Origin of the sequence: Pseudomonas sp. NIBRBAC000502773, assembly GCF_006517195.1 — a bacterium.
Classification (GTDB): domain Bacteria; phylum Pseudomonadota; class Gammaproteobacteria; order Pseudomonadales; family Pseudomonadaceae; genus Aquipseudomonas; species Aquipseudomonas marginalis.
The window spans coordinates 5,012,071-5,023,533 of the sequence record NZ_CP041189.1 but is presented as its reverse complement, the minus strand read 5'-3'; the positions used below and the strand labels follow the sequence as shown (position 1 = coordinate 5,023,533).

Here is an 11,463-nt window from a genome sequence, read left to right as displayed (position 1 = left end):
CTGACGCGGCAACGCTATATATAGTGGCAACAAGGTGAGGTCAAGCGCAGCATTCTGCGCGACCTGCCGTTATTGCCCTGAAAAAAGACTGGGTTCGACCTGGACCAAAGCAAAGCGCGGGACCTGCTCGCCGTCAACTTCGACGGTCTCCAGGAACATGCTCAAGGGGCGCACCCAAAAGCCGTAATCGCCATACAGTGCTTGGTAGAACACCACTTCTTCTTCGGTCTCGGAATGCCGTGCCACGCTGAAAACGCGGTACTGCGGACCTTTATAATGTTGGTAGAGCCCTGGTTCGACTTTCATGCTCTGGCCCCCTTACAAAATTTGTTGAAAAAAAATATTAAAAATTCCAAAAAACAAAAACCGGGGCACTGGGCCCCGGCTTCCGTCGACTCAACGCTTAGACGCGTTCGAAGACGGTGGAGATGCCTTGGCCGAGACCAATGCACATGGTTGCAACCCCAAGGTTACCGCCATTTTGCTTCATCACGTTAAGCAAAGTGCCGGAAATACGCGCACCGGAGCAACCGAATGGGTGGCCCAGGGCAATCGCACCGCCGTGCAGGTTAACCTTCTCGTTCATCTTGTCGAGCACTTTCAAATCTTTCAGCACCGGCAGGGCCTGTGCAGCGAAAGCTTCGTTGAGTTCGAAGAAGTCGATATCGGAGATGGTCAGGCCCGCGCGCTTCAAGGCTTTTTGTGTCGCCGGTACTGGACCATAGCCCATGATTGCCGGGTCCACACCCGCCACCGCCATCGAACGAATCACTGCCAGCGGCTGGATGCCGAGGTCCTGGGCACGCTGCGCCGACATTACGATCATGCACGAGGCGCCGTCGGTGATTTGCGACGAAGTACCCGCCGTCACGGTGCCGCCCTTCGGATTGAAGGCAGGCTTGAGGGCCGCCAGGCTTTCCAGGGTGGTATCCGGACGAATGGTTTCGTCGTAGTCGAACAGCTTGAGGAAACCGTTCTCGTCGTAGCCGTTCATCGGGATGATTTCATCCTTGAACTTGCCTTCCACGGTCGCCTTGTGGGCGAGCTGGTGGGAACGCACGCCGAACGCGTCCTGGGCTTCACGGGTAATGCCGTGCATCTTGCCGAGCATTTCCGCGGTCAGGCCCATCATGCCCGAGGCTTTTGCCGCGTACAGCGACATGTGCGGGTTAGGATCGACGCCGTGCATCATGCTGACGTGGCCCATGTGCTCCACGCCACCAACCACGAACACATCACCGTTGCCGGTCATGATCGCCTGGGCGGCGGTGTGCAGCGCACTCATGGACGAGCCACACAGGCGGCTGACGGTCTGGCCGGCTGCCGTGTGCGGGATCTGCGTCATCAACGACGCCATGCGCGCGATGTTCCAGCCCTGCTCCAGGGTCTGGTTGACGCAGCCCCAGATCACGTCTTCGACTTCGTTCGGGTCGACCTTGACGTTGCGTTCCAGCAGCTTGCTGATCAGGTGCGCCGACATGTCTTCAGCGCGGGTGTTGCGGTGCATGCCGCCCTTGGAGCGGCCCATCGGCGTACGACCGAAGTCGACAATCACGACGTCTCTTGGATTCAAGCTCATAAATATTCTCGCTCTAGTCGTCTGGGCACTTAACCGAAGAAGCGCTGGCCGTTCTTGGCCATCTCACGCAGCTTCGCGGTCGGGTGGTACAGCGGGCCCAGATCAGCGTATTGATCAGCCAGGGCAACGAACTCGGCCACACCGATCGAGTCGATGTAACGCAGCGCACCACCACGGAATGGAGGGAAGCCAATACCGTACACCAGGCCCATATCGGCCTCGGCGGCGGTTTCAACGATGCCGTCTTCCAGGCAACGCACGGTTTCCAGGCACAGGGCGATCATCATCCAGTTGATGATGTCCTCGTCGGACACTTCACGCTGTTCGTAGATGACCGGAGCCAGCACTTCGTGCACCGACGGGTCGGCCACTTTCTTCTGCTTGCCCTTCTTGTCCGCCTCGTAGGCGTAGAAACCCTTGCCGTTCTTCTGGCCCAGGCGCTTGGCCTCGTAGAGCGCGTCGATCGCCGAGCGGCGGTCGTCTTTCATGCGGTCCGGGAAGCCTTCAGCCATCACGTCACGACCGTGGTGGCCGGTGTCGATGCCGACCACGTCCATCAGGTACGCCGGGCCCATCGGCCAGCCGAATTTTTCCATGACCTTGTCGATGCGCACGAAGTCCACACCGGCACTCACCAGCTTGGCGAAACCGCCGAAGTACGGGAACAGCACGCGGTTGACCAGGAAGCCCGGGCAGTCGTTGACCACGATCGGGTTCTTGCCCATTTTCTTGGCGTAGGCAACGGTGGTGGCAATCGCCAGCTCGCTGGACTTCTCGCCACGGATCACTTCCACCAGCGGCATCATGTGTACCGGGTTGAAGAAGTGCATGCCGACGAAATTTTCCGGACGCTTGAGGGCCTTGGCCAGCAGCGAAATGGAAATGGTCGAGGTGTTCGAGGCCAGGATGGTGTCGTCTTTGACGTGGCCTTCAACTTCAGCCAGTACCGCCTGCTTGACCTTCGGATTCTCGACAACCGCTTCGACCACCAGGTCGACATGGCCGAAATCGCCGTAGGACAGCGTAGGACGAATGCCGTTAAGCACTTCAGCCATCTTCGCAGCCGTCATGCGACCTTTATCAACGCGGCCGACCAGCAGCTTGGCGGCTTCGGCCAGGCCCTGTTCGATACCGTGTTCGTTGATGTCTTTCATCAGGATCGGCGTGCCTTTGGACGCCGACTGATAGGCGATACCGCCGCCCATGATACCGGCGCCGAGCACGGCAGCCTGTTTCACGTCCTTGGCGATTTCGTCGTAGGCCTTGGCCTTTTTCTTCAGTTCCTGGTCGTTCAGGAACAGGCCGATCAGGCTCTGGGCCGCCGAGGTCTTGGCCAGCTTGACGAAGCCTGCTGCTTCCACTTCCAGGGCTTTGTCGCGACCGAAGTTCGCGGCCTTCTGGATGGTCTTGATCGCTTCAACCGGCGCCGGGTAGTTCGGGCCGGCCTGGCCAGCCACGAACCCCTTGGCGGTTTCGAACGACATCATTTGTTCGATGGCGTTGAGCTTGAGTTTTTCCAGCTTCGGCTGACGCTTGGCCTTATAGTCAAATTCGCCGCTGATGGCGCCCTTGATCAGGTTCAGCGCGGCTTCGGCCAGTTTGTCCGCAGCCACCACAGCGTCGACGGCACCGACTTTCAGTGCGTCTTCGGCACGGTTTTCCTTGCCGGCGGCAATCCACTCGATGGCGTTGTCGGCACCAATGATGCGCGGCAGGCGCACGGTGCCGCCGAAGCCTGGGTAGATGCCCAGCTTGACTTCAGGCAGGCCGATCTTGGCGGTGGCGGACATGACGCGGAAGTCCGCCGCAAGGCACATTTCCAGGCCGCCGCCCAGCGCGATGCCATTGATCGCGGCAACGGTCGGTACGTTGAGGTCTTCGAAATCGCTGAAAATCTTGTTGGCTTCGAGGTTGCCAGCCACCAGCTCGGCATCGGGCAGCTTGAAGTTGTCGACGAATTCGGTGATGTCAGCGCCGACGATAAACACGTCCTTGCCGCTGGAGACGATCACGCCTTTGATCGATGCATCAGCCTTGATGGTGTCTACGGCCTGACGCAGTTCGTTCAGGGTTAGACGGTTGAACTTGTTGACGGACTCACCCTTGAGGTCGAACTTCAGTTCGACGATGCCACTTTCAAGAGCCTTAACCGTGATGGCTTTACCTTCGTAAATCATCAACTGATCTCCACGATATGGAAGCTGAACAGTACACATTGGACGCTGGCCTATGCTTGGACATTGATAATTTCGTCAATGCTCAGGCCAATCCGCCAGGCACACCCGCCAATGCGATAGTCGGGGTTCTGTATGAGCGGTCTGACAGACAAACGCTCAATTCATACGCCCGTTTGATTTGGGTACGCCACCTTCATCCAATTCCGAGCAATTGTCAATCGCTCGAAAGGCTAGGAAAAACGCGACTTTCCAGTCATTTCAGAACCCCGGGGCCAGGCCCGCGATTCGTCAATATTCAACTATTCACGAAATCAATAATGAAAAAGATAGGGAAAACCGCTGTACAGAACGGGATATGCCGCTAGGCTAGCGACAACCGTAACGCGCCTGGATGAACATCCGACGCGGGAAACCCGGATTTACCGGCCTGCCTGGCCAACTCCAGCCCGATGATGCTTTCGGGCTTTTTATTGCCTGGGGTTTGACACACAGGTGTCAGGCCAGGGCCTTGAGCAATGTATCAATGGCCAGCAGGTCGCTCGCCTCGCCCTTCTCGCCCCAGTAAAGGGCGATCATTTGCTTGTCCGCCTCGACCTTGTAGACATTCGCCGGCAGCGTTGCAAAATGCGGCAACAACTTCTCATCGACACACACTTCGCGCCACTGATTGACCCACACGCCCGGCTCCAGCTGCCAGTAGCTCCAAACGGCCGGCATACTGCCGCGCCGGGGTCGACAGTACTGCGCACACGGGCTCGGCGGCTCTTGCTTGAGCCAGTGCGGCCACTCCTGGGGCGCCAGTTGCATGGCCAGGCCGATGCGGCGTGCCTCCATGCGCAGGGCCATGCGCCCGCTCTGATGGCGCGACGGGCGCAGCCATGCCAGAGGGCTCAGAACCACGACAAGGATTGACACCACTATCCAGACCGTCATATGTGTACTCCCGATTTTTCTGATGAGCGGATTTGACCTGACGCAACCCTATCCGCTTGAAAGCAGCCATACTGAATCTATTGCAGTCCCCTGGAGGAACGCCCCATGTCCTACGAACATATTCTGGTCGCCGTAGACCTGACCGAAGAGTGCGATCCAGTGATCAAGCGCGCCCGAGCGTTTGCCGTTGCCAGTGGCGCAAAACTGTCACTGGTGCATATCGTCGAGCCCATGGCCATGGCCTTTGGCGGCGACGTGCCCATGGACCTTTCCCAACTGCAGCAACAACAGTTCGACCAGGCCAAGGAGCGCCTTGACCGCCTGATCGTCAAATACCCCGAAGTGACCAAGGAAAACTCCCACCTCACCTACGGCCAACCGCGCCAGGAAATCCACCACCTGGCCAAGGAGCAGCATTGCGACCTGATCGTGGTCGGCAGCCATGGCCGTCATGGTTTGGCGTTGCTGCTGGGCTCCACTGCCAATGATGTGCTGCACGGTGCGCCGTGCGATGTATTGGCCGTCAGGCTGGTAAAAACCTCTTAAGGCCACATTTGAATCGCATTTCATATGAAAAAGCCCGGCGCCCATATTAGGGCGCCGGGCTTTTTTATTGCACGAAGGTCACTCAGGCATCCAGCTCGGCCCAACGCTCGACCAGCACTTCCAGCTCCTGGTTCAACGTCTCCAGGGAGGCGATGACCTTGGCGGTTTCCGCCGCCGGACGCAGGTAGAAACCCGCGTCAGCCATTTCCGCTTCTACCGCGGCGATCTGCTGTTCCTTGGCGTCGATATCACCCGGCAAGGCTTCCAGCTCACGCTGCAGCTTGTAGCTGAGTTTCTTCTTGGCCGCCGGTGCCGCTTCCTGGGCCGGTGCAGCCGCTTCCACCGGAGCCACCACAGCGGAGGTCAGGTCGGCCTTGCCGGACTTGCTCTCGGTCACGCCCAACAGACGCGGCGAGCCGCCCTGACGCAGCCAGTCCTGGTAACCACCGACGTATTCGCGCACCTTGCCTTCACCTTCGAAGACCAGGGTGCTGGTGACCACGTTGTCGAGGAATGCCCGGTCGTGGCTGACCATCAGCACAGTGCCGTTGAAGGTCAACAGGACCTCTTCCAGCAGCTCGAGGGTTTCCACGTCGAGGTCGTTGGTCGGTTCGTCGAGCACCAGCAGGTTGGCAGGCTTGCTGAACAGCTTGGCCAGCAGCAGGCGCGCACGCTCGCCACCGGACAAGGCCTTCACGGGTGTACGCGCACGCTGCGGGCTGAACAGGAAGTCGCCCAGGTAGCTGAGTACGTGGCGGCTCTGGCCGTCGATATCGATAAAGTCGCGGCCTTCGGCGACGTTGTCGATCACGGTCTTTTCCAGGTCCAACTGATGGCGCAACTGGTCGAAGTAGGCCACGTCGATGCGCGTGCCCTCTTCCACCGTGCCGCTGGTCGGCTGCAGACCATTGAGCATCAGCTTGAGCAAGGTGGTCTTGCCGGTACCGTTGGCACCTAACAGGCCGATACGGTCGCCGCGTTGCAGGACCATGGAGAAGTCCTTGATCAGGAACGGGCCATCCGGATGATGGAAGCTGACGTTCTCCAGCACCATGACCTGCTTGCCCGACTTATCGGCGGTATCCAGCTGGATATTGGCCTTGCCGGTGCGCTCGCGACGTTCGCTGCGCTCGACGCGCAGGGCCTTGAGGGCGCGCACACGGCCTTCGTTACGGGTGCGACGCGCCTTGATGCCCTGGCGGATCCAGACTTCTTCCTGGGCCAGTTTCTTGTCGAACAGGGCGTTGGCGGTTTCTTCGGCGGACAGCGCAGCTTCCTTGTGCACCAGGAAGCTGGCGTAATCGCCGTTCCAGTCGATCAGGCCACCACGGTCCAGTTCAAGGATCCGCGTCGCCAGGTTTTGCAGGAAGGAACGGTCGTGCGTGATGAACAACACGGCGCCCTGGAAATCCTTGAGGGCTTCTTCCAACCAGGCGATGGCGCCGATGTCCAGGTGGTTGGTTGGCTCGTCGAGCAGCAGCAGGTCCGGCTCGGACACCAGGGCCTGGGCCAGCAGCACACGACGACGCCAGCCGCCGGACAACTCGGCGAGGGTCTTGTCGGCCGGCAGTTGCAGGCGGCTCAGGGTGCTGTCGACCAGTTGCTGCAGGCGCCAGCCGTCACGGGCTTCGAGGTCCTGCTGGACGTGCATCAGCTTGTCCAGGTCGGCTTCGGTGACGCAGTTCTGGGCCAGGTGATGGTATTGCGCAAGCAACTCACCGACACCGTCCAGGCCTTCGGCAACCACGTCGAACACAGTCCGTCCGTCGGCAACCGGCAATTCCTGCGGCAATTCGCCAATCTTGAGGCCTGGGGCGCGCCAGACAGAGCCGTCATCGGGCTTCTGGTCGCCCTTTACCAGCTTCATCATGCTGGACTTGCCGGTGCCGTTGCGGCCGATGATGCACACCCGCTCACCACGGGCGATCTGCCAGGACACCTTGTCCAACAACGGCATAGCGCCGAAAGCAAGGGACACATCGCTGAATTTGAGCAGGGTCATACGCTTCTCCAAAAACTGGGCGCGCATTCTACCTGACTTGAGGGTGGGATGCGGCCAGCATTTTCGCTGCCGACACGTTCTGTAGGACATTTCCGGAGAACTTGAACGAACCACCCGGCAAAGCTTTCGCCGGCCGCTGGCAAAAGGCTAAGCTAGGGGCAATCAGTGTCGGCGGTGCCGGTGCTAGTCGTGATTTCTCTGCACGGACGTCTCATGCGCAGTCGCCTTTTCAACTTTTTATCTTGTCTGCTTCTTTCCGCCACCGCCGTTCAATCCGCCCAGGCCGTGGACCTCACCACCCAACGTCAATATTACGATGAAGCCAAACGCGCCCTGGCCAAGGGCGATACCGGCCCCTACATGCAATACAGCCAGGCCCTGGCCGACTACCCGCTGACGCCCTACCTGGCCTACGACGAACTGACCGCCCGGTTGAAGACCGCCAGCAACGAGGAAATCGAACAATTCCTCGCCAAAAACGGCGACCTGCCCCAGGCCAACTGGATGAAGCTGCGCTGGTTGCGCTGGTTGGCCGAGCGTGGCGACTGGCAGACCTTTGAAAAGTACTACGACCCCAAGCTCAATTTCGTCGAACTGGACTGCCTGCACGGTCAGTTCCAACTGACCCACAACCTCAAGGCTGAAGGCTACAAGACCACCGAAAAACTGTGGATGACCGGCAAATCCCAGCCGGCCGCCTGTGATGCCACCTTCAGCCAGTGGGCCGCCGACGGCCAACTCACCGAACAAAAAATCTGGGACCGCGCCAAACTCGCCGCCGAAGCACGCAATTACCCGCTGGCCAACAGCCTGGTAAAAACCCTGCCGACCCTGGGCGCCCAAGGCCGCCTGATGGTGGACGTAGCACAGAAGCCCGACATGCTCGGCGATCCGTCGCGCTTCCTGCCGGCCACCGAGGCGATGTCTGACGCCGTGGGCCTGGGCCTGCGCCGCCTGGCACGCCAGGATCCGGACAAGGCCATGGCCCTGCTCGACGGTTACGCCAGCAGCATGCACTTCTCCCGTGACGAAAAAGTGGCAATCGCCCGTGAAATCGGCCTGACCCTGGCCAAGCGCTTCGACCCGCGCGCCCTTGAGGTGATGACCAAGTACGACCCCGAGTTGCGCGACAACACCGTGTCCGAATGGCGTCTGCGCCTGCTGTTGCGCCTGGCCCGTTGGGAAGACGCCTACCAACTGACGCGCAAACTCCCACAGGACTTGGCCACCACCAACCGCTGGCGCTACTGGCAGGCCCGTAGCCTGGAACTGGCCGAGCCGAAAAACCCGCAAGCCCTGGTGCTGTACAAGAATCTCGCGCAGGAACGGGACTTCTATGGCTTCCTGGCCGCCGATCGCTCCAAGGCGCCGTACCAGTTGAAGAACAAGCCGTTGCTGATGAGCCAGGCGCTGGTCAACAAAGTGCGTAACACCCCGGGTGTGCGCCGTGCCCTTGAGTTCTACGCCCGTGGCCAGATCGTGGATGGCCGCCGCGAGTGGTACCACGTCAGCCGCCATTTCAACCGTGACGAAATGGTCGCCCAGGCCAAGCTGGCCTACGACATGAAGTGGTACTTCCCGGCGATCCGCACCATCAGCCAGGCCCAGTACTGGGATGACCTGGACATCCGCTTCCCGATGGCCCACCGCGACACCCTGGTGCGCGAAGCCAAGGTCCGTGGCCTGCATTCCAGCTGGGTATTCGCCATCACCCGCCAGGAAAGCGCCTTTATGGACGACGCCCGCTCCGGCGTCGGCGCCAGCGGCCTGATGCAACTGATGCCCGGTACCGCCAAGGACACCGCGCGCAAGTTCAGCATCCCGCTGGCCTCACCCGCCCAGGTGCTGGACCCGGACAAAAACATCCAGCTCGGCGCGGCTTACCTGAGCCAGGTGCACAGCCAGTTTAACGGCAACCGCGTCCTCGCCTCCGCCGCCTACAACGCCGGTCCCGGCCGCGTACGCCAATGGCTGCGCGGCGCCGACCACCTGAGCTTCGACGTCTGGGTGGAAAGCATCCCGTTCGACGAAACCCGCCAGTATGTGCAGAACGTGCTGTCTTATTCGGTGATCTACGGGCAGAAGCTCAATTCGCCACAGCCATTGGTGGATTGGCATGAGCGCTACTTTGATGATCAATAAGGTTTAAAACAGAAATGAAAATGCCCGCATTGAGAGATGCGGGCATTTTTTATGCGCACCGCAACTCAGTGTTCGCTGCTCTCCTCAACCCCATCACTGAACTGCAACGCCGCCAATCGCGCATATAACGGATTGCTCGCAATCAACTGCTGATGCGTGCCCACCGCCACCAGCCTGCCCTGATCCATCACCGCGATGCGGTCAGCGTTCTTCACCGTCGCCAGTCGATGGGCGATAACCAGCGTGGTACGCCCTTGCATCAATTGCGGCAACGCTTGCTGGATCAGGTGTTCACTCTGGGCATCCAGGGCGCTGGTGGCTTCGTCCAATAGCAGGATCGGCGCGTCCACCAGCAACGCACGGGCAATCGCCAGGCGTTGGCGCTGGCCGCCGGAGAGCCCCATACCGCCGTCGCCGAGGTGGGTCTGGTAGCCGTCGGGCATTTGCAGGATGAAATCGTGGGCGTGGGCGATACGGGCGGCGGCTTCGACTTGCTCGCGAGTGGCCATTGGGTTGCCGTAGCGGATGTTCTCCTCGACGCTGCCGAAGAACAGCGCCGGGTTCTGGGACACCAGGGCGAAGTGACGACGCAGGTCCAGGGGGTCGAGATCGGTCAGCGCCTGGCCTTCAATCAGGATGCGGCCTTGCTGGGGATCGTAGAAACGCAGCAACAGGTCGAAAAGCGTCGACTTGCCCGCGCCGGACGGCCCCACCAGTGCCAGGGTTTCGCCGGGGTTGATGCTCAGGTTCAGGCCGTCGATGGCGTAGCTGTCCGGCCGCGAAGGGTAGGAAAAGCGCAGGTCCTGCAGTTCCATACGGCCGCTGACCCGCTCGGGCAACTGCACGCTGCCCGTGGCCGGCGCCTGGATCTCGTTGCTCGACTGCAACAGCTCACCAATGCGCTCCGCTGCACCGGCGGCACGTTGCAGTTCACCGAGGACTTCGCTCAGGGTACCGACGGCGCTGCCGACGATCAGGCTGTAGAACACGAACGCAGCCAGCTCGCCGCCGGAAATGCGCCCGCTGATCACATCCATGCCGCCGACCCACAGCATCACGCCCACCGCACCCAGCACCAGCATGATCACCAGGGTGATCAACCAGGCGCGCTGGGCGATGCGCTTGCGTGCGGTGGTGAACGCCTCTTCCACGGTCACGGCAAAGCGTTGCTCGTCCTGGACCTGGTGGTTATAGGCTTGCACGGTCTTGATCTGGCCGAGGGTTTCGGACACGTAGCTGCCCACATCGGCGATACGGTCCTGGCTCAGGCGCGACAAACTGCGCACGCGACGGCCGAAGATCAGGATCGGCGCCAGCACCAGCGGCAGCGCCACCACCACGATGCTGGTGAGCTTGGGGTTGGTGATGAACAACAGCACGATGCCGCCGATCACCATCAACGCATTGCGCAGGAACAGCGACAACGACGAGCCGATCACCGATTGCAGCAAGGTGGTGTCGGTGGTCAACCGCGATTGGATTTCAGAGCTGCGGTTGTTCTCGTAGAAACCTGGGTGCAGGTAGATCAGGTGGTTGAAGACCTGCCGGCGAATGTCCGCCACCACCCGTTCACCGATCCACGACACCAGGTAAAACCGCGCAAACGTGCCCACGGCCAAGCCCAGCACCAGCACCATGAACAGGCCGATGGACTGGTTGAGCAGGTGCGGCGACTGGGTCATGAAGCCCTGGTCCACCAGCAGGCGAATGCCCTGCCCCATGGACAAGGTGATGCCGGCGGTGACGATCAGCGCGACCAGGGCACCGAGGGCCTGCCAGCGGTAGGGCGCGATGAAGCGGCTGGCCAGGCGAATTGCACGGCGTTGACGGACTGAGAGCATGGAGGGCATCACCTGATCGGAAAGGATTGGTACCTGCCTGCTTACATGGGGGGAACTTGCGCGAATAACAATGAGTCAGGTTAATTATGCCCGCCGATGCTGGCCCCTAGAGGCTATCGGTCTAACGCCCGGCTGGAAATCCACAGCGGTTTCTGGTGGACTGGGTGTTCGAACCGGTGATCTCGTAAGGAGTTGTAACAGCGCGGTCACTCGGGGGTTATACAGTAGGTACACAACCTGATG

Annotated in this window: 8 protein-coding genes; 2 read left to right on the top strand and 6 right to left on the bottom strand. The window is 60.5% G+C overall.

The genetic code is table 11. The annotated features are described in order from the left end of the window. Positions 1–69: 69 nt before the first annotated feature. The 4 genes from NIBR502773_RS23255 to NIBR502773_RS23240 all read right to left on the bottom strand — a co-directional run bounded on the left by NIBR502773_RS23255 (position 70) and on the right by NIBR502773_RS23240 (position 4,689). Positions 70–306 (bottom strand): DUF1653 domain-containing protein, encoded by a 237-nt coding sequence (locus NIBR502773_RS23255; RefSeq protein WP_027604241.1) that lies wholly within the window; start codon positions 304–306, stop codon positions 70–72. Between the two features lie 97 nt (positions 307–403). Then, positions 404–1,579, bottom strand: coding sequence for an acetyl-CoA C-acyltransferase FadA (fadA, locus tag NIBR502773_RS23250; RefSeq protein WP_026136849.1), 1,176 nt, complete (start codon positions 1,577–1,579; stop codon positions 404–406). Positions 1,580–1,608: 29 nt separating this feature from the next. Continuing rightward, positions 1,609–3,756, bottom strand: coding sequence for a fatty acid oxidation complex subunit alpha FadB (gene fadB / locus NIBR502773_RS23245; protein ID WP_141157038.1), 2,148 nt, complete (start codon positions 3,754–3,756; stop codon positions 1,609–1,611). A gap of 495 nt (positions 3,757–4,251) precedes the next feature. Beyond that, positions 4,252–4,689, bottom strand: coding sequence for a hypothetical protein (locus tag NIBR502773_RS23240; protein ID WP_027604243.1), 438 nt, complete (start codon positions 4,687–4,689; stop codon positions 4,252–4,254). 105 nt (positions 4,690–4,794) lie between these two features. On the opposite strand from NIBR502773_RS23240, the gene NIBR502773_RS23235 reads away from it, so the two are divergent. Next, the gene (locus tag NIBR502773_RS23235; protein WP_027604244.1) at positions 4,795–5,235 is read left to right on the top strand and encodes a universal stress protein; all 441 of its coding nucleotides are present in this window, start codon (positions 4,795–4,797) and stop codon (positions 5,233–5,235) included. An 82-nt stretch (positions 5,236–5,317) separates the two neighbouring features. On the opposite strand, the gene NIBR502773_RS23230 is transcribed toward NIBR502773_RS23235, so the two are convergent. Next, a complete protein-coding gene (locus tag NIBR502773_RS23230) occupies positions 5,318–7,237 on the bottom strand; it encodes an ATP-binding cassette domain-containing protein (RefSeq protein WP_065947396.1) in 1,920 nt (639 codons plus the stop codon). 213 nt (positions 7,238–7,450) lie between these two features. On the opposite strand from NIBR502773_RS23230, the gene NIBR502773_RS23225 reads away from it, so the two are divergent. After that, positions 7,451–9,379 carry a transglycosylase SLT domain-containing protein gene (locus tag NIBR502773_RS23225; RefSeq protein ID WP_115485921.1) on the top strand — a complete coding sequence of 643 codons (1,929 nt, stop codon included), beginning with the start codon at positions 7,451–7,453 and terminating at the stop codon, positions 9,377–9,379. Positions 9,380–9,444: 65 nt separating this feature from the next. Here the strand turns inward: NIBR502773_RS23225 and NIBR502773_RS23220 are convergent, their stop codons facing one another. Further along, positions 9,445–11,229 (bottom strand): ABC transporter transmembrane domain-containing protein, encoded by a 1,785-nt coding sequence (locus NIBR502773_RS23220; protein ID WP_168209009.1) that lies wholly within the window; start codon positions 11,227–11,229, stop codon positions 9,445–9,447. Positions 11,230–11,463: the final 234 nt, after the last annotated feature.

Coding starts and splice junctions, on each gene's coding strand:
- NIBR502773_RS23255 (WP_027604241.1), bottom strand. CDS start 306: ATGAAAGTCGAACCAGGGCTCTACCAACATTATAAAGGTCCGCAGTAC.
- fadA (WP_026136849.1), bottom strand. CDS start 1,579: ATGAGCTTGAATCCAAGAGACGTCGTGATTGTCGACTTCGGTCGTACG.
- fadB (WP_141157038.1), bottom strand. CDS start 3,756: ATGATTTACGAAGGTAAAGCCATCACGGTTAAGGCTCTTGAAAGTGGC.
- NIBR502773_RS23240 (WP_027604243.1), bottom strand. CDS start 4,689: ATGACGGTCTGGATAGTGGTGTCAATCCTTGTCGTGGTTCTGAGCCCT.
- NIBR502773_RS23235 (WP_027604244.1), top strand. CDS start 4,795: ATGTCCTACGAACATATTCTGGTCGCCGTAGACCTGACCGAAGAGTGC.
- NIBR502773_RS23230 (WP_065947396.1), bottom strand. CDS start 7,237: ATGACCCTGCTCAAATTCAGCGATGTGTCCCTTGCTTTCGGCGCTATG.
- NIBR502773_RS23225 (WP_115485921.1), top strand. CDS start 7,451: ATGCGCAGTCGCCTTTTCAACTTTTTATCTTGTCTGCTTCTTTCCGCC.
- NIBR502773_RS23220 (WP_168209009.1), bottom strand. CDS start 11,229: ATGCCCTCCATGCTCTCAGTCCGTCAACGCCGTGCAATTCGCCTGGCC.